This window comes from Pseudoclavibacter sp. JAI123 (assembly GCF_013409665.1).
Lineage (GTDB): Bacteria > Actinomycetota > Actinomycetes > Actinomycetales > Microbacteriaceae > Pseudoclavibacter.
The window spans coordinates 760522-784357 of the sequence record NZ_JACCCM010000001.1 but is presented as its reverse complement, the minus strand read 5'-3'; the positions used below and the strand labels follow the sequence as shown (position 1 = coordinate 784357).

Below are 23836 nucleotides of genomic sequence, written 5' to 3'. Positions count from 1 at the left end.
GGCGCTTACCGCAGCAATCAGCCTTGGCGCCTGCGCGGCACCTCCGATCGCCGCCTGCCCTGCGGTCGGCTGGCATGACACGCTCACGCTCGTTTTCGTGGGCGACCACTCCGGCATAGCCGCCGTCGAGGTCTGCCCCGAGGGGACGTGCATCTCCACGCTTGGGGACGATCTCGCGCTCACTGGCGGAGTGCTACCCACGAGCGGCGACGCGAGCGGAGGCATCTGGAAATTCTCGGTCGACATGTACCATCCTGAACAACTCACCGTGCGCCAGTTCGACATCGACGGCGCAGTGATCACCGACACGCTCATCTCACCGGAATGGGAGCGCGTCGACACGGACATCTGCGGAGGCCCTTCGAATGCTGAGGTCATGATCAATGCCTGAAGCGGCAGAGCTTGCCACCATCGAGCCAGCCGCCTCATGAGAACGTTAGGCGTATGAAACTCGCCGAAGCGCTCCTGGAGCGCGCCGACCTGCAGAAGCGCATCGAGTCGTTGCAGGCTCGCATCGTCGCGAACGCCTCCTACCAGGAGGGTGAGCAGCCGACGGAAGACGCCGCCGAGCTCCTCGACGAGTGCGCGACGCGCCTGCTGCAGCTCGAGCGACTCGTCACATCGATCAACATCACGAACGCCACCGCGCCGACGGAGGACGGGCGCACGATAACGGCCCTCCTCGCGGCGCGCGAGACGCTGCGCAGTCAGCACAGCATCCTGGTTCGGGCGGCGGATGCGGCGGCGGGGTCGTGGGGGCAGCGGCAGATGCGCAGCGAGCTGCGGCAGATGTCGGCCCTGCCTGTTCGCGACGTGCGAGCCAAGGCGGACGGTGTCGCTCAGGCGCTGCGCGAGCTCGATGTCGTCATCCAACGCACGAACTGGGAGGTCGAGCTCCTCGAGGCCTGAGCCCCGAGAACCAGCATGCGAACGAAGACGCGGTGAGTCGGTAGGCGAACGGCGCGAGCACACACCGAGGGCTGGCGGTTTCCAGTCCACCTGTCGACGCGGTGGGCAGCGTCACGGCTTCGGCCGTCACACCTCAGCCCAGCACCCCTCACCGGGAACCGCGCACGCAGGACACCTCATCACCATGTGCTGGCCGGACGCCGAGGGCGGGATCGGGGACCTCACCGCGTCCGGCCGGAGCAACGGCGCCTCAGACCTGCTTGCCTGACTGCACGGAGACAGCGAACCACTGCCCGTAGCCGTCTTGAGCGAACGTGAGGGTGGAGCCTCGCTCGACGACCGTCGTGTCGTGCGTCCCGCACATGGACACGTCTTGCGTGTTGTAGGACACCCCCGGACGCACCTTGCCGTCGATGACCGGCAGCAGGGCGATCGGGCCGTCGGTGTTGAGCCCGGGCAGGTGGCGGTCGCCGATGCGGAACAGGTTGCGGTCGATGCCGGATTCCGCGGCCAGCGTGTCCACGTTGCTGTACGGGCAGCCGAGCACAAACGCGGATGCGTCGTCGGGGAGCAGCTCGTCGATCTCCATCGTGGCCGAGAGCTCGTTCACCGAGAGGTGGTCGAGCAGCCGCACGGGCTCGGGCGTCGCGCACGCCGAGAGCGATGTCGCGGCGAGCACGCTGAGGGCGGCGAAGGCGACGGCTCGACGGGGGTGCACGTCATCGAACCTAGGCGTTGGACCGGGTCGAACGCGTCATCCGAAGTGGTGAACTTGGTCATCCCGAAGATGGATGCGGGGCGGCCGGACCGCGTGCGCGCGCACTCACGCACGATCGGACCGCACTGGGGCGCTCGCGATCGCGTGCGAGATGGGTGCAGGGAAGAGGGCGCGCGCTTCGAGCAGCTCGGCCCGGTGCGCCCCGCAGGTTGCACATTCGCTGTAGATCACCGTGCCGAGCGAGGTCGAGTGGCGCGATGCCGTCGTCCAGCCATGCTCGACGCAGCCCGTTGCGGATGCGCGGGAGTCCTGGTGAAGGCGGGAGTCCTGGTGAAGGCGGGAGTCCTGGTGAGCGCGGCGGGCCGAGTTCGGGAGCCGGATGGGGCGTGTTGCGGAGTCGCCTGCGGGGGTCAGCTTCTTCATACCCTAGAGCCTGGTGTAATAGCCTTATGCATCTCAACCCTTACGGTGAATACGCGGTCGAACTCGCCGCATCCCTCGCCAACGACTGGCCAGCGGACCGCCCTGCCCTGCTCGCCCGAACTCGCGAACACGGCATGACGATGCCGTTCCCGCCCGAGGCCGAAGACCACACGCGCACACGCGCGGTGGTCGACGACTGGCTCAGGGTCGTTGACGCGCCCACCGACGAGCAGCGCGCTGACGTGCTGAACACCCTCATGGCATCCGCGACCGCCTACCCTCGCCTCACGAACCACGACAACGAGGGATGGCACCTCCACTACCGGGACTGGGACATGTCGCTGCCCGAGATCCTGCTGGCGGTGATCACCGTGGGCACGGCACTGCACCTCACCACCCGCGGGATGCACCGCCTGAGCAGGTGCGCGGCCGGCTTGGACGCCGGCGACGAGTGCAGGAACGTGGTCGTCGACACGACCCGCAACGGGCGCCAGCGGTACTGCTCGGTGCGATGCGCGAACCGGGCCGCCGTTCGCCGGCACCGGGCCCGCGCGGCGGGGGCGTGAAGCACATGCTGAGGAACTTTACTGACAGGCCGCGTTAATTTGCGTTCACCGGATAGAGACCGCCCGGTTCGTACCTATCTACGGATATGCGTGGTTCTAGCTGCATCCAAAGCGAGTGAATCGGACAGAAGGACCCCCGTGGCCGTCGTCGCCCGGTCGGACAAGTTATCCCCAACCCCGCAGAATGTCGGTGGTACTCCGTAGCGTTGGGGGCATGCAGCAGCACCGCGATGACCACGTTTCGGACCTGGGGTTCGACCCCTCGGATCCGGCGTCGGTCGCGGCCCGGCGGTCGGAGGTTCTGGCTCTGGAGGAGGCGGCTGCGGCGATGCTGGCGGCTGGCACCGCACTGCAGTTGCGGGCGCACGCGGCGGCGTACGAGTTCGGGCACGCACTCGATGTTGCTGAGGGATGCGCGGAGTCGGCGATGCACGTGAGGTCGATCGCGAACGAGGTGGGGTTGCTCGTTAAGCTCGCCGCTGGCACCGCGCAGGGGCACCTCGCGTCCGCGTCAGTCACGTTGCGGGAGTTCCCGGCACTGGCGCTCGCGCTCGAGAAAAACCTGGCGACTCCCGCGCAGGTCACCACGCTCGCGAGTGTCGGGTTGAAGGTGAACCATGCGGACCCCGCCGAGCAGGCGCTGCGGCGCGCGGAGTTTCTGCAGGTCATGCTGGAGCGGGTGCGGGTGGAGCCGTTGCCGCCGAGAGCGTTGCTGAAGGCGGCCGAGCGGGTCGCGGAGGAGCTCACCGGGGAGTCCATCGACGAGCGCTACGAGCGAGCGAAGAAGCGCCGCCGCGCGACGGTCGAGGATCTCGGCGACGGCATGAGCGTGCTCCGCGTGCTGATGAGCTCGTTCGTCGCGAACGCGGTCCTGGACCGGGCACGGAAGCAGGGGAAGGCGATCATCAAGGCCCGCCCCAAGCCCGGCGCGCAGGCGGCAACCGGAGCGGGCGCAGCAGCCGACGCGAACGCGAACCCGTCGAACGCGGCGAGCGGTGAAGACAGCACGGCCCTCGCGCCCGACGAACGCACCCTCGATCAGGTCATGTCCGACGTCATCGCGGACATGCTCCTCACGAGCGACCCCATGGCGGCGAGCCTCGCGAAGGGCATCCAAGCCATCGCGCACATCAGCATCCCCGCGACGACGATGCTGGCCGGGCCCAACACCGGCGGCCCAGGCAGCACGGGCCTTGCCCCGGCGCTGCTCGATGGCATGTCCCCCATGCCGCTCGAGGAGGCGAAACGCCTCGCCGCCACCACCCCAGCCTTCATCCGCGTGCTCACGCACCCCGTGACGGGCGCAGTGCAGGCCGTCGACTCGTACAAGCCCACCGCGGCGATGCGGGCGTTCCTCCAAGCCCGCGACATCCACTGCCGCTTCATCGGCTGCCGACAACCCGCAGCCAGATGCGAACTCGACCACACCAAAGACCACCAATACCGCGGCGAGACCGCCGTCTGGAACCTCAGCGACTTCTGCCTCGCACACCACATCGTGAAACACCACACCGCCTGGAAAGTCCGACAACTCGGCGGCGGCGTCCTCGAATGGACCACACCCAGCGGGAAGATCTACATCGACCGGCCCGAACCCTACGGCGTGATCTTCAGACCAAGCGACGAGCTCCCGCGCGCAGGCGCGACCAGCCGCGGCGACCCGGTCGACAACACCCCGGAGCCACCAACACCGCCCGCGCCACCAACACCGCCACGCCAGCAACCACCCAAGGCGCCGCCGTTTTAGTCGCGCCGTTCGACGCCGGGATCTCCCTCGCGGCGTTCGCGCGCGTGCCCGAAAAATCCGTAACCGCCGATGACGAGAGGCACCAGGATGAAGCCGCTGCCCACCACGAGCAGACCGCCCCGCAGGCCCACGAGCGTGGGCTCACAAGCGCAGGCCCACGAGCCCAGGCCCACAAGCGCAGACCCAACGCCGCGCCCGGTTAAACCCTGGTCGCCTCGAGTCCCCGCTCGAGGTCGGCGAGGATGTCGTCGATCCCCTCGATGCCGATCGACAGGCGGATGAGCCCTGGCGTCACCCCAGCCTCGTCGCGCTGCTCCTGCGAAGAGCGCTTGAAGATCGTCGACTGCATGTGCAGCGCCAGCGTCCGCACGTCGCCGATGTGCGTCATGTGGCTGACCAGCTCGAGGGCCTCCACGAACTTCCGCGCTGCTTCCGGCCCGCCCGGCAGGTCGAAGGAGACCACCGATCCAGCACCGTCGGGCAGGTACTTCTGCGCGAGTTCGTAGTAGGCGTTCGAGGGCAGACCGGAATAGTCGACGGATGCCACCTCGGGACGCGCCTCGAGCCACTCCGCGACGCGCTGCGCGTTCTCGACGTGCCGCTCCATGCGCAGCGACAGCGTTTCGATGCCGTGCAGCAGCAGGAACGTGCTCGTGGGCGGCACCGTGGGGCCGTAGTCGAGCACCGTCACCGACTTCACGTAGCTCATGAACGTGTCGGCGCCGTAGCGCTCGATGAACGACGGCGCCCCCTCGAAGGAGCCCTTCGTGAAGTGAGGGAACCGTTCTGCGTTCGCCGCCCAGTCGAACTTGCCGGCGTCGACGATGACGCCCCCGATGACGGAGCCGTGGCCCGAGAGCCACTTCGACGTCGAGTGGATGACGATGTCCGCGCCCCACTCGATGGGCCGACACAGGTAGGGCGTCGCGACCGTGTTGTCGACGATGAGCGGAACGCCAGCCTTCGCCGCGACACGGCCGAGGAGCTCGAGGTCGACGACGTCGTTCTTGGGGTTGGGGATCGACTCGGTGTAGACGGCGCGCGTCTCCGGACGCACCCGGGCGAGCCAGTCCTCTTCGGTCGCCTCGGCCGTGAGGAACTCGAAGTTCAGGCCCTGCCGCGTGAGGCTGCCGTCGAAGAGCTGGCGCGTGCCGCCGTACAGGCTGGCCGTGGAGAGGATGTGGTCACCGGATGCGGCGAGCGAGAAGAGCGTCATCGCGATGGCCGCCTGCCCGCTCGAGACGACGAGCCCGTTGCGCCCACCTTCGAGGTTCGCGATGCGCTTGCCAGCGACGACGTTCGTCGGATTGTCGCCGCGCGAGTACGCCCGCCCGACGCTCTCACCGGAGAAGCGCGCCTCTGCCTCGTCGTACGACGGGAAGACGTACCCCGCGCTCTGGTAGATCGGGGTCACACGCGCGCCGACGTCGCTGTCGACGACTGCGCCGGCGTGGATCTGCCTGGTCGCAAAGGTCTGTTCGTTTCGCTCTTCAATGGCCACACGGTCAACGTACGGAAGTCGCGTCGGCTTTTGGAGCCGCGGCGAAACCTTTGGAAATACGCGGAGGGCCCCGAGCGTTCACGTGGCTACGCTTCCCCCATGCCCTCGCCCACCAGCAAGACCGAGTCCACCTCGCGCTTCGACGCGATCACCCGCGACGAGCTCGACCGCCCCGACAGTCGCAAGTGGAGCCTCAACGAGGGCACGATCGGCGCGTGGGTCGCCGAGATGGACTTCGGGACGGCCCCGAACGTGCGCGAGGCGATCCTCGGCGCCGTCGCCAAGGACGAGCTCGGCTACCTCGCCCCGCCGACCTGGGCGCGGACCACGGCCGCGGCATCCGCCTACTTCGAACGACGCTACGGGTGGGCGGTCGAACCCGAGCGCATCCACCACATCGCCGACGTCATGGGCGCCTTCGACGTGTTCGTGCGCCACTTCACCGCGCCGGGCTCCCCCATCATCGTGCCGACGCCCGCCTACATGCCGTTCCTCGTGACCGAGGCGCTGCAGGGGCGCGAGACCATCGAAGTGCCCGGCGTGATCGAGGGCGCCCGGTGGACGCTCGACTTCGACGGCATCGAGCGCGCCTTCGCGAACGGGCCTGCGAACGTCGTCCTCGTCAACCCGCACAACCCGACCGGCGCGATCTACACGCGCGAGGAGCTGCTCCGCCTGGCCGACATCGTCGAACGCGGCGGCGGCCGCGTCTTCGCCGACGAGATCTGGGCGCCCCTCACCCTCGACGGGCCGCCACACATCCCCTACGCATCCATCTCCGCCGAAGCCGCGCGTCACTCCGTGACGTCGACGGCCGCCTCGAAGGCCTGGAACGTCGCCGGCCTCAAATCCGCCCAGATCATCTTCACGAACGACGACGACCTCGAGCACTACCGAACGTTCGGCTTCGGCGTCGTCTGGGGGTCCTCGATCCTCGGCGCCTTCGCGGCCGAAGCCGCGTACAGCAGCAGCGACGAGTGGCTCGACGACGTCAACGGGGCGCTCATCGAGAACCGAGAGCTCCTCTTCGCGCTCATCGCTGAGCACCTCCCCGGCGTGCGCACCATCGTGCCCGAGTCGACCTACGTCGCTTGGCTCGACGTGTCAGCGCTCGGCATCGAGGGCCCGCCTGCGAAGTTCTTCCTCGACAACGCCGGCGTCACCCTCACGGCGGGCGCCTCCTGCGGGGCCGGCTTCGAGCAGTACGTGCGCATCGTCTTCGCGACCCCCAAGCCGGTGCTGGAGGAGATCATCCAGCGCATGGCGGATGCGCTCGCCGCTCGCTAGGAGCCGGCGCGAGCGACCCCTCGACCGCTAGCCCTGCTCGGCGATGCGCTCGTGGTGGCGGATCACCTCGGCGATGATGAAGTTGATGAAGGTCTCCGCGAACTCGGGGTCCAGGTGCGACTCCTCCGCGAGCTGACGCAATCGGAGGATCTGACGACGCTCCCGGTCGGGGTCCGCGGGCGGGAGGCCGTATTCAGCCTTCAGCTCACCGACGAGGGTGGTGAACTTGAAGCGCTCCGCGAGCATGTGCACCAGCGCGGCGTCGATGTTGTCGATGCTTCCCCGGATCGAGGTCAGGCGACGCAGTGCCGCGTCATCCGCCGCGTGCTCTGCGTGAGTGGGGGCGTCGGTCGAAGAAGGCATGGGACGAGCCTAGCGGGGGTCACGAACCGACGAGAAGTCATCGAGCTGGTGATTGTCAACAATCGACAGTCGGACTACCTTGGGCACATGCCCCTCCCCCACGAGCCAGACGACGCCAGCCACCACGGCGAGCACCCGTCCGAGCACGACCACGCGGGCGGCGAGGCGTTCAGCCCCGCGCATCCGTGCGTCGACCGCGCACCCGAGGGCGACGACGGGCACGGTCACAGCCACGGCCTTGGCGACCACACCACAGCGACGGGCAAGCACCGCAAGAAGCTCGTCATCGTGCTCGCGATCACCGCAAGCGTGTTCCTCGTGCAGGTGGTCGGCGCCTTCGCCTCGAACTCGCTCTCCCTGCTCGCCGACGCCGGACACATGCTGACCGATGCGGCCGGCGTCACCGTCGCGCTGCTCGCGAGCTACGTCGCGACACTGCCCGCATCCTCACGCCGGACCTTCGGCTTCCAGCGCGCCGAGGTGCTCGCCGCCCTCACCAACGGCCTCATCCTCGGCGTCATCGCCGTGACGATCTTCATCGAGGCGATCCGACGATTCGGACAGGAGGTCGAGATCGAGTCAGGCATCATGCTGGCCGCCGCCGTCATCGGCGCCCTCGCGAACCTCGTGTCCCTGCTGGTGCTTCGCTCTGGACAGAAGGAGAGCCTCAACGTGCGCGGCGCGTACCTCGAGGTGCTCGGCGACCTGCTGGGGTCCGTCGCCGTCATCATCGCCGCCATCGTCATCTGGGTGACGGGGTGGATGGTCGCCGACCAGATCGCATCCATCCTCATCGCCATCCTCATCTTCCCCAGGGCGATCAGCCTCCTCCGCGAAGTCGTCGACGTGCTCATGGAGGCGACGCCGAAGAACGTCGACCTCGATGCCACCCGCGAGCACCTCCGCTCCGTTCCGGGGGTCGTGGATGTGCACGACGTCCACGCGTGGACCATCACCTCCGGGGTCCCCATGTTCTCGGCCCACGTCGTCGTCGCACCAGAGGCCCTCGACGAGCGGGGGCTCGACGCAGTGCTCTGCGAACTCGACGCGTGCTTGAAAGAGCACTTCGAGACGAGCCACAGCACGTTCCAGGTGGAACCGGCCGCCCACGTCGGGCACGAGGCGCACTCGGGGCAGCTGCACTCATGACATCCACAGGCCTGCAGAGTCAGCCGACCTCGGCGATCATCGCCGAGCATCTCCGCGAACGCGTCGTCGATGGCAGCTACGCGCCCGGCGCTCAGATGAACGAGGCGCGCCTCGCCGGCGACTTCCAGGTGTCCAGGGGACCGGTCCGCGAAGCCCTGCAGCGACTCGTGCAGGAGGGCCTCCTCGAGAGCAGACGCAACCGCGGGGTGTTCGTCCGCGAGCTGACCGACGATGACGCAGCGGAGATCTTCGCGGCCCGCGAGGTGCTCGAATGCGCCGCGGCAGCCGTGATCGCCGCCAAGCCAGCGGGCGAGCGCGCACGCATCGCAGCCGCACTGTTCTCGATTGCCGCCGAACTCAGCGCCGCCATCCGAGCGAACCAGGAGGCGCGTTCGCTGCGCCTCGACTACGAGTTCCACAGCCGCTTCGTGGACAGCGCCGGCAACTCACGACTCTCCCGCGCGTACGCGACGATCGCCACCGAGTCGCTGATCTGCTCGTCGCACGGCGTCGGCGCGCATCCGTCCCACGGCGACTTCAGCACACACCACGAAGCTCTCGTCGAACTCACGGAGCGGGGCGACATCGAGGGCATCCACGCGGCGGTGCACCATCATCTGACCCGCGCCTGAAGCGCCCGTACTCGAGTCCGGCAGCACGCGGACCCGAGGACGCCACGGCATTCTCGTGCGTAGTCATGGACCGTACCAATTTCTGCCCCACCCCCTGTACTGTCGACCGCGCTACTCATAGGTAGCACTTTCGAACCGAACCGGGGGGAACATGAAACGAAAAGTTGCAGCCGCCGCGCTGGCCGGACTCATGGGCATCGCCATCATGAGCGCCGCACCAGCACAGGCAGACCAGGCAGGGGAGACACCGAGCGAAGCGGAGTCGCAGGAGGCCATCGAGGAGGTCACGCCGGAGGTCTTCGACAGCCTCCATGAGGACATCGTCGCCAGCGACTCCGAAGCGACTGCGGAGATCGACCCCGGAGGCGACCAGACGGAGCGAATGACCGTCTCCTTGGAAGCCAGCTCGAGCTCCATCGAGGTGGATCCAGCCGACGGCAGCGCCGTCACGATGTCCCTCGTGCAGGCGACGGGGGCAGAGACGCCAGCCGACATCACGAACCAAGGGACGCTCTTCGCGGATCACGCGAGTGGCATCAGCTCCACCGCGGTGGTCAAGGAAGACGGCTCGGTGCAGGTGGTCTCCACCATTGCGGACGGGACGATGACCGAGGAGATCCCCTACGAATTCGACGCAGAGGGTCTCTCCTACATTCAGGAGTCCGACGATGGTGCGCTCTTCTTGCGTGCTGCCGACGGCTCGCTGCTCGGCGGAGTGGCGCCGGCCTGGGCCAAGGACGCGAACGGCGTCGAAGTTCCGACGCACTACGAAGTGACCGGGACCACGGTCGTTCAGGTCGTGGAGCATCTGGCCGGCGATTTCCAGTACCCAGTCGTCGCCGACCCGTTCTGGGGCACCAACCTGTTCGACTACGTCAGATGGATCAACGGCGTGCACGTCCTGAAGCCATCCGGCTGGAATCGCGCGATCCGCATGGGGGCGGTGAACACGCCCCAGGCCCCGAACATCGGCTTGTCGATCATCATGGCCGACGGATGGAATGAGTTCGCGAACAGGTCGCCTGGTCGATACAACATCAACCACTCGACCCGGCAGCAGTATTACTGCCACGCGGTCTACGGCATCGATGTGCTGACGAACCCAACTTGGGACCTGGAGCCGTATCGCCCGTCGCTCCCCAAGGAGAACTGGCACGAGGTGTTCCGACACAAGTGCAACTGGAACTACTCCAACGGAAATCCCTAGTGAAGCACCAGGCGTTGAAGTGGATGTCGTGTGCAGTTCTGCTGGTTGTGCCCGGAGTTCTCCTGACTGCTTGCGATTACCTGCGGGACGACGTGACGCTCGCGGGGGTTTGGGATACAGAAGCCGCGACGATCCTGACGTCACAGGAGGACGTGACAGCGCAGGCCTGTGAAGGTGCAGGCGCGTGTGTGGAGGCTTTCAGCTCAGACCAGGCGGATGCCTTCAAGTTCTCTTCGAAAGAGGACGCGGACGCAGCCCGAAGTGAGGATGACGTGCAGATTCGCGACATCTTCATCATTCGCTGGAAGCAAGATGTTCCCTCAGAGGATAAGGAGTACGTCGAGTACATGCTCCGGAACGCAGGGACCTCCGAGTAGGGGCACCGCGAGAAGCCCTGGGTCGATCACCGATCCAGGGCTCCTCGCGGACCACGGCACCTAGCAGCGACAAGCAGCGGGGGTCGCCAATGAATCACTGATCTCACACTTCGGTTTAGCTGCCGCGGCGAAGCAGCCGGAAGACGAACTCGTGCGAGGGATCTTCCTCTGCGGTGGTCTGAGGGCGTGCCCGTCGAAGACAAGGAATTCGTGACCTTCGTCCTCGAGAACGCGCTCCAGTCGGGGATGGAAGATCCGGAGGCGATCAGCGCCACCGCTCCGTGACCTCGAGGCTTCGTCGCCTGCACGTCGCAGAATGAGCGCCACACATGCGGAACGCGCGTCGCCCGAAGGGGCGACGCGCGTTTCGCGCGCAAGCGAGTGCCTAGGCGGGCAGGCCGTCGAGAACGGCTGCCGTACCGGACAGCCCGAGCCGCGACGCACCCGCCTCGACCATGGCAAGCGCGTCAGCCGTCGAGCGGATTCCGCCAGACGCCTTCACGCCGAGCCGCTCGCCGACCGTCTTCCTCATGAGCGCGACGGCGTGGGTGGATGCTCCTCCGGCCGCCGAGAACCCCGTCGACGTCTTCACGTAGTCGGCACCGGCAGCCTCGGAGGCTTCGCACGCCGCGACGATCTCGTCGTCCGTGAGGGCCGCGGACTCGATGATGACCTTGAGCAGGGCGTGCGGCGCCGCCACGCGCACTGCAGCGACGTCGGCCTGCACGAGGTCGGCGCGGCCCGCCTTGAGCATGCCGATGTCGATCACCATGTCGAGCTCGTCAGCCCCATCCGCGACAGCTCTCGCGGCTTCTGCAGCCTTGATCGCCGAGTGGTGCTTCCCGGAGGGGAAACCGATGACGGTCGCGATCTTCACGTCTCCGGCTTCACCCTGCACGGGCAGCATGTTGGGTGAGACGCAGATCGAGAACGCCTTGAGCGCCTTGGCCTCGTCGAGGAGAGCGACGACCTGGTCTGGCGTCGCGTCCGTCTTCAGGAGCGTATGGTCCACGATGCTGGCCAGCTCGGCCCTCGTGACCTGGTCGGCAGGGTTCGTCTGTCCGTTGAGCTCGGTCATCAGCTGACGACGTTGATCTGCACGTCGACGTTGCCGCGAGTGGCGTGCGAGTACGGGCAGATGTCCTCGTGCGCGACGCGAGCGACCTCGGCGGTCTCCTCGGCGGAGAGGTTCGGCGCGTACACGTCGTGGACGACCGAGAGCTCGAAGCCCGTGGGCTCGCGCTTCCCGATCCCCACGGAGGTCGAGACCGCCGCATCCTTCGTGTCCTTCTCGAGCTGCTTGCCCGCCGCGTGGAACGCGCCGAGGAAGCAGGCCGAGTAGCCGGCCGCGAAGAGCTGCTCTGGATTGGTGCCCTCGCCGCTGCCGCCCATCTCCTTGGGGGGACGCGTGTCGAGGTCGATGCGGTCGTCTTCCGAACGCACGTGGCCGTCGCGGCCACCACCGGAAGCGTGGGCAATTGCGGTGTACACAGGAGTCGTCATGAGTCCATGGAACCACGACTCGTGAAGGAAACGCTCAGTCCTCGCACTCGACGCGCGCCAGAAGGCCCTGACGAACGTCTGGCCACTCCGACTCGATGATCGAGAAGCGAACCGTGTCTCGCCAACTCCCATCTGCACGAGGGCGGTGCCGGCGCAGCACGCCTTCCCGAGTCGCGCCGAGCTTCGCGAGTGCAGCCTGCGAGCGTTCGTTGCGGTTGTCCGCACTGAACGCCACGCGCCCGAACCCGACCTCGAAAAGGTGGTCAAGCAGGACGAGCTTGGTCGCGGGATTCACGACGCTGCCCCAGACGGCCGGATCGTACGCGGTCCATCCGATCTCCGCCGCTTGGCTGGCGAGGTCGACACGTCCGATCGAGGTGGTCCCGACCGCACGGCCATGGTGGGGCCCACCCTCCGCGCGGATGATGTACGTGCAGCCGAGGAGTGGCCCGGGCGTGTAGTCCGCGACCCACTCGACCCAGTCCGCGCGAGCTGGAAGCCCAGCAGGCCCACCACCCCATCCGGACGCGAACACCTCTGGCACGCACAGGACATCGCCGAGCTCCGCCCACCCCGCACGGTCAGCAGGGTGGAGCACGACGTGGCGACCGCTGAGCGACTTCTGGGGATCAAGCTGCATAGGTCCATAGAACACGACACAGCCGCCGCGCCCACGATGGTTCGACAGATCGGCCTCCGCAACTGGGCGTGCGGGGCAGATATCAGAGCCCCGGGGCGCGGCGATAGCGCCCCTGGCCTGCGTGGATCGGTCCAGCTGCCATTTCCAGAACTCCCCTGGTCAGGGACGGATTCCGTGACCCCGACCGACCAGACGGCACGCGGACGATATCCATGGACTAAATGCGCCTATTCGGACCCCCAAGGAGTGCATTTGCGGCCACATGTCGTGTTAGTTTCCTTCCAGTGATGAGCGAGACAAGCTCAATCCGAGCCGCTCCGCGAAAGCGAAGCAGGGTTTGGAAGTACCGACATCACCTCCCCCGATCTCGAGTCTCGGCTCAAGATCAACAACGGAACAGAGAGCAACCAAATACTCCCCGCGCCGGCGTGTAACGCCCGGTTTGAGGAATTGCGGGCCCCAATCGACATCGGGGTGGGCGTCATCGGGGGACGACGCCCAACTGCATCACTCGCCACGGCGACCGCGGCAGGGGACGATGGGCACCAACTTCGGGGGAGGTTGGTGCCCATCACTACTTTCACCAGGCAATCGCGCGCATGCGTTTCTGCCTTGTGGGAGTCCAAGGGCGGCGAACCCACCGGGTTCGCCGCCCTTCTGCACTGCAGAGATGCCGGGACCGTCATCAACCGACGTCGAATGTCAGGACGCTCGATAGCGCCCCGGGCGGTGGTTCAGCATGATGATGCTGCTCAGGACTCCGGCACCCAGCGCAGAGACCAGCACCAGGACGGGCGCGAGGACCGTGAACGATGCGAGCACGACACACAGGTCGAGGGCGAGCAGCACGTACCCAGCGCGGAAGCCGAACCGTTCTTGCACGACGAGCGCGACCACCGTGAAGCCGCCGAGGCTCGAGTTGTGCCGGAAGAGGATCAGCAACCCGACCCCGCAGAGCACGTTGCCGAGGACCGCCGCGTAGACGGGGTGCAGCTCCAGCGGGCCGACCGCGGAGGCGTGCAGTGAGGTGAGCAGCGAGACGAGCATGATGGAGACGAGACTCCGCGCGACGAACCGCCACCCCTTTCCCCTCGCGGCGAGCGCGAAGAACGGCAGGTTGACGACGACGAAGATGACGCCGAAGGGGATGGGCAGCACGTAGCCAAGGAGCAGCGAGAGGCCTGCAGTACCTCCCGTGACGAGCCCACCGGCTTTGAGCAGGAACAACCCGAAGGAGATGACGAGGGCACCGACCGCGAGGCCGGCGATGTCGTCGATGGCTCGGTGCCGCGGGGGCTCGACGAGTTCAGGCGCACGGACAGCTGCTTCGGTCATGCGCGAAGCTTCACCCCCCGAAGGTAGTCTGCGCAAGACAAGATGCTGGGGTTGAGCATTCTGCCCAGGAGACCGTTCATGAGGGAGAGATATGACCAGCCAGCGCGGCTTCGACGCCTTGGATGCGCGGATCATCCGCGCGCTCGACCACCAGCCGGGAGCCTCCGTGCTGGCCCTCGCCCGCGAGCTGGGCGTCGCACGAAACACGGTGCACGCCAGGCTCGCGCGCCTCGAGCGAGAGGGGATGCTCGCCCCTGAGAGTCGCCGCCTCGACGCGACGTCGCTGGGTTTTCCCCTGACCGCGTTCGTGGCCCTCTCACTCAGCCAGAACGCCGCTGACGAGGCATACACGCGGCTCGGTGAGATGGCGCAGGTGGTGGAGGTGCATTCCACGACCGGTGACGCCGATCTGCTCGTGCGCGTCGTGGCGAAGGACACCAGCGACCTGCACCGGGTGACGCGGGCGATGCTCGAGCTGCCCGGCGTCACCCGGACCAGCACCACGGTCTCGCTCTCCGAGGTGGTGCCCTACCGGTTGACGCGAATCCTCGACGACATCGCCGAGGGCGCACCCGCGTCCGCGCCTGCCTGACGCGCGGTCGTGCGCTAGTCCTGCTTCGTGGAGAAGGCCGAGTCGAAGGCCGCCTCCGACGGGCGGTACGTGGAGAGCTTGCGCACGAACCCCAACGCCTCAGGAGCACCCACGAGACGGTCCATGCCGGCGTCCTCCCACTCCACCGACAACGGACCCTCGTAGCCGATCGCGTTCAGCATGCGGAAGCAGTCCTCCCACGGCACATCCCCGTGCCCGGTCGAGATGAAATCCCAACCCCGCCTCGGGTCAGCCCACGGAAGGTGCGACGACAAGCGCCCGTTCCGGCCATTGCTGAGGCGCTTCTTCGTGTCCTTGCAGTGCACGTGATAGATGCGGTCCTGGAAATCCCACAAGAACCCCACCGGGTCGATGTCCTGCCACACCATGTGCGAGGGATCCCAGTTCAACCCGAACGACTCCCGATGCCCGATCGCCTCCAACGCGCGCTTCGTGGTCCAGTAGTCGTACGCGATCTCCGACGGATGCACCTCGTGCGCGAACCGAACCCCGACCTCCTCGAACACGTCCAGGATCGGGTTCCACCGGTCCGCGAAGTCCTGGTAGCCCGCATCCACCATCGCCTCCGTGGCGGGCGGGAACATCGCCACGTACTTCCAAATGCTCGACCCCGTGAAGCCCGTGACGGTCTTCACACCGAGCGCCGCCGCGAGACGGGCCGTGTTCTTCAGCTCCTCCGCCGCACGCTGCCGCACGCCCTCCGGGTCGCCGTCACCCCACACTCGGTCGGACACGATGTCCCGGTGCCGCTCGTCGATCGGGTCGTCGCACACCACCTGCCCCTTCAGGTGGTTCGAGATCGTCCACACCTGCAGACCATTGCGCTCCAGCACGTTGAGCTTGCCCTGGATGTACTCGGCGTCATCCCACCGCCACGGATCCAGGTGGTCACCCCAGCAGGCGATCTCCAGGCCGTCATACCCCCACTCCCCCGCAAGGCGAGCAACCTCCTCGAACGGCAGATCGGCCCACTGACCGGTGAACAACGTGACAGGACGAGACATGCGCTAGCTCCTCTGGAGTTCTGGTTCGACGGGTGTCGGTGCTGAGGTGGCGGACACGGGGATCGCGACCCACGAGCTGCCGTTCGACGAGCTCTCCTCGACGGCCGCGAGCACTCGCTGCACGGCGAGGCCGTCCGCGAAGGAAGGCGCGGGTGCCCGGTCGGCCGCGATGTCCTCGACGAGCTCGACAGCCTGGTGCGTGAAGGCGTGCTCGTACCCGAGGCCGTGGCCGGCGGGCCACCAGGCCTTGATGAAGGGATGGTGGTCGGGTTCGGTGACGATGATGCGCGTGTAGCCGGCGGTCGTCTGGTCGCCGGTCGCGTCGAAGTACTCGAGCACGTTCATGTCCTCGAAGTCGAAGGCGAGCGAGCCCTTGGTGCCGTTGATCTCGAGGCGGATGGCGTTCTTCCGTCCGTGCGCGAAGCGCGTCGCCTCGAACACGGCGATCGCTCCGCTCTGCAGGCGTCCGAAGAAGACCGCGGCGTCGTCGACGGTGACCGGCCCCCGCTCGCTGCCGCCGGTTCCGGAGAGTCCCGCGAACTCGTCGGCGATGGGCCGCTCCTTCACGAACGTCTCCACGAGCCCGGAGACGCCGCTGAGCTGCTGTCCCGTGATGAAGTGGGTGAGGTCGACGATGTGCGCGCCGATATCGCCGAGGGCTCCGGAGCCGGCCTTCTCCTTGTCGAGGCGCCACGACAGCGGCGCGTTCTCGTCGGCGAGCCAGTCCTGCAGGTACTGCGCCCGCACCTGCCGGATGTCACCGATGCGGCCGTCCGCGACGAGCTGCTGCGCGAGGCGGATCGCCGGCACTCGGCGGTACGTGAAGCCGACCATGGCACGCACGCCGCGTGCCTCCGCGGCGATGGCCGCCGCGTTCATCCGCTCAGCCTCTTCGACCGTGTTGGCGAGCGGCTTCTCGCAGAGGACGTGCTTGCCCGCTTCGAGCGCTGCGATCGCGATCTCCGCGTGCGTGTCACCGGGCGAGCAGATGTCGACGAGCTGCACGTCGTCGCGTGTCAGCAGCTCACGCCAGTCGGTGGTGCTCGACGCCCAGCCGAGCTTGTCGGCTGCCTTGGCCGCTTTCTCGGCGTTGCGACCCGCGACGACACGCATCCGAGGTGCGAGCGGCAGGTCGAAGAACCGGGGCGCGTTGCGCCAGGCCTGCGAGTGTGCGGCACCCATGAAGGCGTAGCCGACCATCCCGATGCCCAGTTCCGGCTGTGCGTCTTGACTCATTGTTCACTCTTTCGTTCAGGAGGCCGACGCGGGGTGGAGTCAGAGAGGAGGAGAACTCCACCCCGCGTGGACAGTGTGGGCGTCTGGTTACGACTCGAACGCCGCGTCGATGTACTCGTCGACGTTCTCGCTCGTCACGACGGGCGCGTAGAGCTGCACGAGGCGCGGAACGCTCTGCGACGTGAGGTCGCCGAGCGAGCGGTCGTGCGCGATGAGGCGAGCCAGCTTGATGCCGTCGGCCGCCTGCGTCGACGGGTAGACAACGGTCGCCTGGACGACGCTGTCACCCTCCTGGATCTCGCGCATCACGTTTGCCGAGCCCGCGCCTCCGACGAGGAAGAACTCGTCGCGATTGGCGTTCTCGATGGCCGAGAGGACACCGACACCCTGGTCGTCGTCGTGGTTCCACATCGCGTCGATCTGCGGAGCGGCCTGGAGGAGGTTCGTGGCCGCCTGCTCGCCGCCCTGAACGGTGAAGTCAGCTGCGACACGGTTCGAGACCTCGAGACCGCAGTCGCCGAGCGCGTCCGCGAAGCCCTGGCTGCGCTCCTGGGTGAGCGGCAGGGAGTCGATGCCGGCGATCTCAGCGACCACGGCATCCGGCTTGTCTGCGAGCTGCTCGCACATGTACGTGCCGGCGCTGACGCCCATGCCGTAGTTGTCGCCGAGCACCGTGGTGCGGGCGGCGAAGGGGCTCGTGAACTCGCGGTCGACGTTGATGACCGGGATGCCGGCCTCCATCGCCTTCGTCGCGACCTCGGTGAGCGCGGCGCCGTCGAAGGGCAGCAGCACGATGGCGTCGACGCCGTCGTTGATGAAGCCCTCGATCTGGCTGATCTGCAGGTTCACGTCATTCGTGCCCTCTGCGACGCGCAGCTCGACGTCCTCGTACTTCGCGGCTTCCGCCTCGGCAGCCGAGGTGATGGCGCCCATCCAGCCGTGGTCGGCAGCGGGGGCCGAGAAGCCGATGACCAGCGGCTCGCCGGCCGCGTCGTTGTCGGACGCCGTGGCGTTGCCGCCGGCTGGCGCTTCGCCCTCTGCCGCTGGCGGGGTGTTCGAGAGGCAGCCGGTGAGCAGCAGCAGCGCCGAAGCGGCCGTTGCACCTGCTGCGAGGATCCGGCGCTTCCGGGAAGCTGTCTTCCTGAAGGAACTCGTGGACATGGGGATCTCCTTTGATGCTGTCCTACTGGTGGGAGTTGGTCTGGTGAGGTTCGGTGAGCTGGGGGATGCAGGGCTCGCGCCCGTCTCGGCGGCTAGGAGGTCTTGGCCCGCGACGAGAAGCGCTGCTGGAGGAGGACGGCGATCACGATGATCGCGCCCTTGGCGATGGCCTGGACGGAGCTGTCGAGGTTCGCCTGGATGAAGATGTTGGTCAGCGTGGCGAAGATGAGGACGCCGAGGACGGTGCCGACGATCGTGCCGCGACCGCCGATGAGGAGGGTGCCGCCGACGACGACCGCCGCGATCGCGTCCAGCTCGTAGAGCATGCCGTTGGTGGACGAACCCGCCGTTGTGCGGGCGAGCATCATGATGGACGCGATGCCGGCGGTGAGACCGACCAGCGCGTACAGGTACATCGTGTGGCGCTTCACCTTGATGCCGGCGAGGCGCGCAGCCTCGGGGTTGCCGCCCACGGCGACCGTCCGGCGGCCGAAGGTGGTGCGGTTCAGGAGGAACCAGCCGCCGATGGCGACGAGCACGAAGATCCACACGATGACGGGGATGCCGAGGAGGTCGCCGCGGAACGTCTCGAGGAACGAGTCGACGTTGACGATCTGCGTGCGGCGGCCCGCGATGAGCTCGGCGAACCCTCGGGCGGCGACCATCATGGCGAGCGTGGCGATGAACGCGACCACCCTGCCGTAGGCGATGAGGACGCCGTTGACGACGCCGGCGCCGAGGCCGACGAGGAGCGAGGTGAGCACGATGACCCACCATCCCCAGGCTTCGGCGTAGGCCTGCGTGGAGAGCGTCGTCGCCCAGACCGATGCGAGCCCGAGCACCGAGCCCACCGACAGGTCGATGCCGCCCGCCGTGATGACGAAGGTCATGCCGATGGAGAGGACGCCGATGATGGAGGCCTGGCTCAGCACGACCATGAGGTTGTCGACGCTCGCGAAGCGCTCTCCCGCCGAGACCGTGCCCGCGATGCAGAGCACGACGAGTGCCAGGATGAGGCCGAAGTTGCGGGCCGAGCTGCCCCGGAAGAAGCCGCCCCGCTTGGCGTTGTCGCTCGCGACCTCGTGCTCGACGCGAAGACTCTCGTCGGCGGCCGGGGCAGCGATCGCTCCGTCATCGTACGGGGAGCCGCCATTCGGGGCAGGGGACTGGGGAGTCTGAGTGCTCATGCTGCGCTGCTTTCCATAACCATGTCGAGTACTGCGTGCTCATCGAGAGCGGATGCTGGGCCCTGGTGGACGACCTGTCCTTCGGAGACGACGAGCACCCGGTCGGCGAGGCCGAGGACTTCCGGGATCTCGCTGGAGACGACGACAACCGCCGCCCCTTCGTCGGCGAGCTTGCGGATGAGGGCGTAGATCTCAGCCCTGGCCCCCACATCGACACCTCGCGTCGGCTCGTCGAGCAGCAGCACGCGGCAGCCGTGCACGAGCCAGCGGGCGAGCATCGCCTTCTGCTGGTTGCCGCCGGACAGCGTGCGGATATCGCGCTCGACGCCGGCAGGCCGCAGGTCGAGGTACTCGGCCTGCTCTTTCGCCGCGCGGCGCTCGTCGCTCTCCTTCAGCCAGGAGAACGAGGCGAAGCGCTGGAAGGTCGAGAGGGTGATGTTGCGGTAGACGGGCTCGTCGAGCAGGAGCCCCTGGCTCTTGCGCTCCTCGGGGGCGAGGCCGATGCCCGCGTTCACCGCGGCGGTGACGGAGCCGCGCTTGAGCGCCTTCCCTTCCACCGTGACCGTGCCGCTCGTCGCTGTGCGAGCCCCGTAGATGGTCTCCATGATCTCGCTGCGCCCAGCCCCGACGAGCCCGGCGAAGCCCACGATCTCGCCGGCCGACACCGTGAAGGAGACGTCCGAGAAGGTGTCTGCGAGTGCAAGGTCACGCACATCGAGCAGCACGGGTGCATCCGCTGGCAGCTCAGGCGACTCCGGGAACAGGTACTCGACCTTGCGGCCGGTCATGAGCGTGATGAGCTCGGAGGTCGGCGTCTCGCTGACCGGGAGGTTCTGCGCGACCGTGCGGCCATCCTTGAGCACCGTGATGCGGTCGCCGATCGTGCGGATCTCCTCCAGACGGTGGGAGATGTAGATGATCGCGACGCCCGCCTTGGTGAGCTCCTCGACGACTCGGAAGAGGTTCGCGACCTCCTCGGAGTCGAGCACGGCGGAGGGCTCGTCCATGACGATGATGCGCGCGTCGTGCGAGAGCGCCCGAGCCATGGAGACGATCTGCTTGCCGGCGGCGGACAGCTCGCCGACCTCGGTCGACGGCGAGATCTCCGAGTGGCCGAGGCGCGCCAGGATCTCCCTGGTGCGCTGCTTCGCCTCGGCACGCCGCGAGACGCCCGCCGTGTCGAGCTCGTGCCCGAGGTAGACGTTCTCGGCGACGGTCAGGCCGTCGACGACGTCGAGCTCCTGGTACATCGTCGCGATGCCGAGGCCGAGGGCCGCGACGGGGTTCGGGATCGTGATGGGCTCGCCGTCGAGGAGCAGCTGCCCCTCGGTCGGCTGGTGGGCGCCGGCGAGCACCTTGATGAGGGTCGACTTGCCCGCGCCGTTCTGGCCGAGCAGGCAGTGGACTTCGCCGGGGAGCACGTCGAGGTCGACACCGTCGAGCGCCCGGGCACCGGGAAACTGCTTGACGATGCCGCGCATCTGCAGCAGGGGGGATGGACCCGAGATGGGGTCTTCGTTGACCATGTGTCGAAAGCTACGCGCACTTTTGTCGACGGTCAAGCAAAAGTCTCACGTCTGTTGCACAATTGAGATACGCCGCCACACAGAAGCGTCGCAGTCGACGTCGACTCGCCGCGGGGTAACGTGGCGAAGTCGGTTCGGTTCCCACCGGCCGCCGATTCGAGAAGGGAGACGCCGATGGTCATCGAGCAGCTGCCGAAGCCGGTGTCGCGCCAGCCAGGACCTGGGGAGCTCTTCCAGATGCTGCGAGACGGGGCGCCGCGCACACGTGCTGAGCTCGCATCCGTCACCGGACAAGCCCGTTCCACGGTTGCCACTCGCATCGACATGCTCATGACGGCAGGCCTCATCGTGACGGTCGGCGAGGCCCACTCGACAGGCGGCAGGCCGCCTGCGGTCTTCGCGTTCTCCCCCGAGAGCCGGGTCGTCCTCGCCATCGACCTGGGTGCCACCCACGCGCGGATGGCCCTCACCGATCTGGCCTCGAACATCATCGCCGACTCGGAGGACAAGCTGCCCATCGACCTCGGTCCGGACACGGTGCTCGCGTGGGTCTGCGAGAAGGGTGACGAGATGCTCGCCGCCTCCGGGCGTGGGCGACGCGAGCTCGTGAGCGTCGGCGTCGGCCTCCCCGGGCCAGTGGAGTTCAGCTCGGGCCGCCCCATCAACCCGCCCATCATGCCCGGGTGGGACGACGCCGATGTCGCGGGACGCCTCGGCGCCCACTTCGACGCGCCCGTGCTCGTCGACAACGACGTCAACATCATGGCCCTCGGCGAGCACCGCAGCGAGTGGCCGGACGTCTCCGACCTGCTCTTCGTGAAGGTCGCCACCGGCATCGGATCCGGCATCATCGCCGACGGCTCCCTGCGACGCGGAGCGAGAGGAGCCGCGGGTGACATCGGCCACATCGCGGTGCCAGGAGCAGAGGACACCCCCTGCCGGTGCGGCAACCTCGGCTGCCTCGAGGCCGTCGCCGGCAGCGACGCCATCGCCCGCCGGCTTCGCAGGGAGGGCGTCGAGGTGTCCGGCAGCGCCCAGATCGTGGCGCTCGTGCGCTCGGGCGACCTCGATGCTGCGCGCGCGCTGCGTCAGGCCGGTCGCGACGTCGGCACGGTCCTCGCGGCGTGCGTCAGCATGCTCAACCCGTCCATGATCGTCATCGGCGGCAGCATCGCCGAAGCCGGTGAGCAGCTCATGGCTGGCATCCGCGAGGTCGTCTACTCGCGCTCCCTTCCGCTCGCCACGCAGCACCTGCGAGTCGTGGCCTCGCGTGCCAGAGGCGAGGCCGCCATCCTGGGGGCCAGTGCCCTCGCCATCGACCACGTGCTCTCGGCGGAGGCCATCGACGCCGCGCTCGCCTAGCGCCCCTGCCCGTCGCGCCTGCTAGGGAACAAGCCGTGTCCTGACCCAGCGGTCCGAGCGCCGCGAGTGCAAAACGCGTGCGTGCTCGACCCCGGACAGGTCGATGGCGTCGACCGCGTCAACCACGACGCGGACCCACGCGAAGCGCTCGAACGCCGCCCCGTCACCCCCACCCAGGCCGTCGGAGACGACATCGGCGAGAGACGTGGCCGGCACCAGCGGCTTGTCGTACAGCCGCTTCGACCCCTCCCCGAGCCCGTCCCAGGCCGCACGCCGCGCGTCCGCATCTCGGACGACCTCCCCAGTGCCCTCGAGACGAAGCTGCACGTCGCGATCGGGGTCGTAGAAGGTGACGGCGACCCGAGGATCCCGCCCCAGCTCCTGCACCTTCGCGGTGCGAGCATCCGTCGCGAATGCCACCGTGCCCGCCCGCACATCGACCTCGCGCAGGATCACCGCACGGACACGAGGCTCCCCCGCCGCCCCGACCGTCCCGAGGTAGCCGAGCGTGAACGGGGTACGCGTCTCAGTCGCCGCTTCGAGCACGCCCCACAGGATTTCGACCGTTCCGATGTCGAGGCTCACGGCAGGATCGAATCCACGTAGCCGCCATCGGCGCGCAACGCCCCACCCGTCGTCGCCGAGGCGAACGGCGACGCCAGGTAGGTGACCAGGTGCGCGATCTCCTCGGGCTCGATGAGGCGCTCAAGCAGCGACTGGGGTCGGTGACGACGCATGAACTCACGCTGCGCCTCATCCCAGGGGAGCTCATCCCCGACCATCTCGGCGACGAACCCCTCGACTCCCCCCGTGTGCGTGGGGCCGGCGATGACGGCGTTGACCGTCACGCCGGTGCCCTTCACCGCCTTCGCGTACCCGCGAGACACTGCGAGGAGCGCCGTCTTGCTCATGCCGTAGTGGATCATCTCCTCGGGAATCACCACCGCTGAATCGCTCGCGATGGAGATGACCCGACCCCAGCCGCGTGCCGTCATGCCCGGCAGGTACTCGCGCATGAGGCGCGCCGCCGACAGCACGTTCACCTCGAAGTAGCGACGCCATTCGTCGTCGCTGATCTCCAGGGCCGGCGTGCTGCCGAAGATGCCCAGGTTGTTGACGAGGATGTCGATGTCCGGAAACGCCGCCATGACGGTGGACGCGCCTTCCGCAGTCGCGAGGTCCGCGGCCACCCCCTCGATGGTCGCGTCCGGCAGGCGACCCCGAAGCTCGGCGACCGCGTCGGCCACCCCGTCCGCACCGCGCCCGTTCACGACGACGGTGGCTCCGGCGGCGGCGAGGTCCGCGGCTATCGCCAGTCCGATGCCCTGCGTTGAACCGGTCACGAGGGCGGTGCGATTCGACAGATCGATGTTCATGGCAGCGATCCTGG

26 protein-coding genes are annotated in these 23836 nt (G+C 67.7%); 11 read left to right on the top strand and 15 right to left on the bottom strand.

Features of this window, described 5'->3' with window-relative positions; all coding sequences use genetic code 11:
- The first annotated feature begins 97 nt into the window (after window positions 1-97).
- Window positions 98-391, top strand: coding sequence for a hypothetical protein (locus HDC34_RS03830; protein ID WP_179555927.1), 294 nt, complete (start codon window positions 98-100; stop codon window positions 389-391).
- Window positions 392-444: 53 nt separating this feature from the next.
- Complete coding sequence (locus tag HDC34_RS03825) at window positions 445-909, top strand: DIP1984 family protein (protein ID WP_151421980.1); 465 nt, start codon at window positions 445-447, stop codon at window positions 907-909.
- Window positions 910-1159: 250 nt separating this feature from the next.
- Here the strand turns inward: HDC34_RS03825 and HDC34_RS03820 are convergent, their stop codons facing one another.
- Both HDC34_RS03820 and HDC34_RS03815 read right to left on the bottom strand, forming a co-directional pair.
- A complete protein-coding gene (locus tag HDC34_RS03820) occupies window positions 1160-1627 on the bottom strand; it encodes a hypothetical protein (protein ID WP_179555926.1) in 468 nt (155 codons plus the stop codon).
- Between the two features lie 105 nt (window positions 1628-1732).
- Window positions 1733-2050, bottom strand: a complete 318-nt coding sequence (locus HDC34_RS03815; protein WP_179555925.1) for a hypothetical protein — start codon at window positions 2048-2050, stop codon at window positions 1733-1735.
- A gap of 26 nt (window positions 2051-2076) precedes the next feature.
- On the opposite strand from HDC34_RS03815, the gene HDC34_RS03810 reads away from it, so the two are divergent.
- On the top strand, window positions 2077-2616 hold the full coding sequence (locus HDC34_RS03810) for a CGNR zinc finger domain-containing protein (protein WP_179555924.1): 540 nt from the start codon (window positions 2077-2079) through the stop codon (window positions 2614-2616).
- Window positions 2617-2830: 214 nt separating this feature from the next.
- On the top strand, window positions 2831-4363 hold the full coding sequence (locus tag HDC34_RS03805; protein WP_179555923.1) for an HNH endonuclease signature motif containing protein: 1533 nt from the start codon (window positions 2831-2833) through the stop codon (window positions 4361-4363).
- 199 nt (window positions 4364-4562) lie between these two features.
- On the opposite strand, the gene HDC34_RS03800 is transcribed toward HDC34_RS03805, so the two are convergent.
- Window positions 4563-5864 carry a PLP-dependent transferase gene (locus HDC34_RS03800; RefSeq protein WP_308807259.1) on the bottom strand — a complete coding sequence of 434 codons (1302 nt, stop codon included), beginning with the start codon at window positions 5862-5864 and terminating at the stop codon, window positions 4563-4565.
- Window positions 5865-5963: 99 nt separating this feature from the next.
- Between HDC34_RS03800 and HDC34_RS03795 the strand changes: the two genes are divergently transcribed.
- On the top strand, window positions 5964-7151 hold the full coding sequence (locus tag HDC34_RS03795; protein WP_179555922.1) for a MalY/PatB family protein: 1188 nt from the start codon (window positions 5964-5966) through the stop codon (window positions 7149-7151).
- A gap of 27 nt (window positions 7152-7178) precedes the next feature.
- Here HDC34_RS03795 and HDC34_RS03790 read toward each other — a convergent pair whose 3' ends face one another.
- Window positions 7179-7514 carry a chorismate mutase gene (locus HDC34_RS03790; protein ID WP_104251534.1) on the bottom strand — a complete coding sequence of 112 codons (336 nt, stop codon included), beginning with the start codon at window positions 7512-7514 and terminating at the stop codon, window positions 7179-7181.
- Between the two features lie 87 nt (window positions 7515-7601).
- Between HDC34_RS03790 and HDC34_RS03785 the strand changes: the two genes are divergently transcribed.
- From HDC34_RS03785 to HDC34_RS03770, 4 genes are all read left to right on the top strand, one after another.
- Window positions 7602-8663, top strand: a complete 1062-nt coding sequence (locus HDC34_RS03785; RefSeq protein ID WP_179555921.1) for a cation diffusion facilitator family transporter — start codon at window positions 7602-7604, stop codon at window positions 8661-8663.
- Window positions 8660-9295 carry a GntR family transcriptional regulator gene (locus HDC34_RS03780; RefSeq protein ID WP_179555920.1) on the top strand — a complete coding sequence of 212 codons (636 nt, stop codon included), beginning with the start codon at window positions 8660-8662 and terminating at the stop codon, window positions 9293-9295. The genes HDC34_RS03785 and HDC34_RS03780 overlap by 4 nt, the downstream gene beginning before the upstream one ends.
- 151 nt (window positions 9296-9446) lie before the next feature.
- Window positions 9447-10502, top strand: coding sequence for a DUF2599 domain-containing protein (locus HDC34_RS03775; RefSeq protein ID WP_179555919.1), 1056 nt, complete (start codon window positions 9447-9449; stop codon window positions 10500-10502).
- On the top strand, window positions 10502-10879 hold the full coding sequence (locus HDC34_RS03770; RefSeq protein ID WP_179555918.1) for a hypothetical protein: 378 nt from the start codon (window positions 10502-10504) through the stop codon (window positions 10877-10879). The genes HDC34_RS03775 and HDC34_RS03770 overlap by 1 nt, the downstream gene beginning before the upstream one ends.
- Before the next feature lie 385 nt (window positions 10880-11264).
- Here HDC34_RS03770 and deoC read toward each other — a convergent pair whose 3' ends face one another.
- From deoC to HDC34_RS03750, 4 genes are all read right to left on the bottom strand, one after another.
- Window positions 11265-11957 (bottom strand): deoxyribose-phosphate aldolase, encoded by a 693-nt coding sequence (gene deoC / locus HDC34_RS03765; protein ID WP_179555917.1) that lies wholly within the window; start codon window positions 11955-11957, stop codon window positions 11265-11267.
- On the bottom strand, window positions 11957-12382 hold the full coding sequence (locus HDC34_RS03760; RefSeq protein WP_104251527.1) for an organic hydroperoxide resistance protein: 426 nt from the start codon (window positions 12380-12382) through the stop codon (window positions 11957-11959). Before HDC34_RS03760 ends, deoC begins: the two co-directional genes overlap by 1 nt.
- A gap of 34 nt (window positions 12383-12416) precedes the next feature.
- Window positions 12417-13022: a GNAT family N-acetyltransferase gene (locus HDC34_RS03755; RefSeq protein ID WP_179555916.1), complete on the bottom strand. Its 606-nt coding sequence runs from the start codon at window positions 13020-13022 to the stop codon at window positions 12417-12419.
- Window positions 13023-13724: 702 nt separating this feature from the next.
- On the bottom strand, window positions 13725-14357 hold the full coding sequence (locus HDC34_RS03750) for a YitT family protein (protein ID WP_179555915.1): 633 nt from the start codon (window positions 14355-14357) through the stop codon (window positions 13725-13727).
- Between the two features lie 91 nt (window positions 14358-14448).
- Between HDC34_RS03750 and HDC34_RS03745 the strand changes: the two genes are divergently transcribed.
- Entirely contained in the window at window positions 14449-14949 is a 501-nt protein-coding gene (locus HDC34_RS03745; RefSeq protein WP_104310324.1) for an Lrp/AsnC family transcriptional regulator, read from the top strand.
- Between the two features lie 14 nt (window positions 14950-14963).
- Here HDC34_RS03745 and HDC34_RS03740 read toward each other — a convergent pair whose 3' ends face one another.
- The 5 genes from HDC34_RS03740 to HDC34_RS03720 all read right to left on the bottom strand — a co-directional run bounded on the left by HDC34_RS03740 (window position 14964) and on the right by HDC34_RS03720 (window position 21084).
- Window positions 14964-15974 carry a sugar phosphate isomerase/epimerase gene (locus HDC34_RS03740; protein ID WP_179555914.1) on the bottom strand — a complete coding sequence of 337 codons (1011 nt, stop codon included), beginning with the start codon at window positions 15972-15974 and terminating at the stop codon, window positions 14964-14966.
- A gap of 3 nt (window positions 15975-15977) precedes the next feature.
- Window positions 15978-17210, bottom strand: coding sequence for a Gfo/Idh/MocA family protein (locus tag HDC34_RS03735; protein WP_179555913.1), 1233 nt, complete (start codon window positions 17208-17210; stop codon window positions 15978-15980).
- Window positions 17211-17297: 87 nt separating this feature from the next.
- Window positions 17298-18371: a substrate-binding domain-containing protein gene (locus HDC34_RS03730; protein ID WP_179555912.1), complete on the bottom strand. Its 1074-nt coding sequence runs from the start codon at window positions 18369-18371 to the stop codon at window positions 17298-17300.
- Window positions 18372-18463: 92 nt separating this feature from the next.
- Entirely contained in the window at window positions 18464-19558 is a 1095-nt protein-coding gene (locus tag HDC34_RS03725; protein ID WP_179555911.1) for an ABC transporter permease, read from the bottom strand.
- Window positions 19555-21084 (bottom strand): sugar ABC transporter ATP-binding protein, encoded by a 1530-nt coding sequence (locus HDC34_RS03720; protein WP_104310319.1) that lies wholly within the window; start codon window positions 21082-21084, stop codon window positions 19555-19557. Before HDC34_RS03720 ends, HDC34_RS03725 begins: the two co-directional genes overlap by 4 nt.
- Window positions 21085-21258: 174 nt before the next feature.
- Between HDC34_RS03720 and HDC34_RS03715 the strand changes: the two genes are divergently transcribed.
- Entirely contained in the window at window positions 21259-22446 is a 1188-nt protein-coding gene (locus HDC34_RS03715) for an ROK family protein (protein WP_179555910.1), read from the top strand.
- A gap of 21 nt (window positions 22447-22467) precedes the next feature.
- Here the strand turns inward: HDC34_RS03715 and HDC34_RS03710 are convergent, their stop codons facing one another.
- Both HDC34_RS03710 and HDC34_RS03705 read right to left on the bottom strand, forming a co-directional pair.
- Window positions 22468-23031, bottom strand: coding sequence for a pyridoxamine 5'-phosphate oxidase family protein (locus tag HDC34_RS03710; RefSeq protein WP_179555909.1), 564 nt, complete (start codon window positions 23029-23031; stop codon window positions 22468-22470).
- Entirely contained in the window at window positions 23028-23822 is a 795-nt protein-coding gene (locus tag HDC34_RS03705; RefSeq protein WP_179555908.1) for an SDR family NAD(P)-dependent oxidoreductase, read from the bottom strand. Before HDC34_RS03705 ends, HDC34_RS03710 begins: the two co-directional genes overlap by 4 nt.
- Window positions 23823-23836 lie beyond the last annotated feature (14 nt).

Coding starts and splice junctions, on each gene's coding strand:
- HDC34_RS03825 (WP_151421980.1), top strand. CDS start 445: ATGAAACTCGCCGAAGCGCTCCTGGAGCGCGCCGACCTGCAGAAGCGC.
- HDC34_RS03815 (WP_179555925.1), bottom strand. CDS start 2,050: ATGAAGAAGCTGACCCCCGCAGGCGACTCCGCAACACGCCCCATCCGG.
- HDC34_RS03810 (WP_179555924.1), top strand. CDS start 2,077: ATGCATCTCAACCCTTACGGTGAATACGCGGTCGAACTCGCCGCATCC.
- HDC34_RS03805 (WP_179555923.1), top strand. CDS start 2,831: ATGCAGCAGCACCGCGATGACCACGTTTCGGACCTGGGGTTCGACCCC.
- HDC34_RS03795 (WP_179555922.1), top strand. CDS start 5,964: ATGCCCTCGCCCACCAGCAAGACCGAGTCCACCTCGCGCTTCGACGCG.
- HDC34_RS03790 (WP_104251534.1), bottom strand. CDS start 7,514: ATGCCTTCTTCGACCGACGCCCCCACTCACGCAGAGCACGCGGCGGAT.
- HDC34_RS03785 (WP_179555921.1), top strand. CDS start 7,602: ATGCCCCTCCCCCACGAGCCAGACGACGCCAGCCACCACGGCGAGCAC.
- HDC34_RS03780 (WP_179555920.1), top strand. CDS start 8,660: ATGACATCCACAGGCCTGCAGAGTCAGCCGACCTCGGCGATCATCGCC.
- HDC34_RS03775 (WP_179555919.1), top strand. CDS start 9,447: ATGAAACGAAAAGTTGCAGCCGCCGCGCTGGCCGGACTCATGGGCATC.
- deoC (WP_179555917.1), bottom strand. CDS start 11,957: ATGACCGAGCTCAACGGACAGACGAACCCTGCCGACCAGGTCACGAGG.
- HDC34_RS03760 (WP_104251527.1), bottom strand. CDS start 12,382: ATGACGACTCCTGTGTACACCGCAATTGCCCACGCTTCCGGTGGTGGC.
- HDC34_RS03755 (WP_179555916.1), bottom strand. CDS start 13,022: ATGCAGCTTGATCCCCAGAAGTCGCTCAGCGGTCGCCACGTCGTGCTC.
- HDC34_RS03750 (WP_179555915.1), bottom strand. CDS start 14,357: ATGACCGAAGCAGCTGTCCGTGCGCCTGAACTCGTCGAGCCCCCGCGG.
- HDC34_RS03745 (WP_104310324.1), top strand. CDS start 14,449: ATGACCAGCCAGCGCGGCTTCGACGCCTTGGATGCGCGGATCATCCGC.
- HDC34_RS03740 (WP_179555914.1), bottom strand. CDS start 15,974: ATGTCTCGTCCTGTCACGTTGTTCACCGGTCAGTGGGCCGATCTGCCG.
- HDC34_RS03735 (WP_179555913.1), bottom strand. CDS start 17,210: ATGAGTCAAGACGCACAGCCGGAACTGGGCATCGGGATGGTCGGCTAC.
- HDC34_RS03730 (WP_179555912.1), bottom strand. CDS start 18,371: ATGTCCACGAGTTCCTTCAGGAAGACAGCTTCCCGGAAGCGCCGGATC.
- HDC34_RS03725 (WP_179555911.1), bottom strand. CDS start 19,558: ATGAGCACTCAGACTCCCCAGTCCCCTGCCCCGAATGGCGGCTCCCCG.
- HDC34_RS03720 (WP_104310319.1), bottom strand. CDS start 21,084: ATGGTCAACGAAGACCCCATCTCGGGTCCATCCCCCCTGCTGCAGATG.
- HDC34_RS03715 (WP_179555910.1), top strand. CDS start 21,259: ATGGTCATCGAGCAGCTGCCGAAGCCGGTGTCGCGCCAGCCAGGACCT.
- HDC34_RS03705 (WP_179555908.1), bottom strand. CDS start 23,822: ATGAACATCGATCTGTCGAATCGCACCGCCCTCGTGACCGGTTCAACG.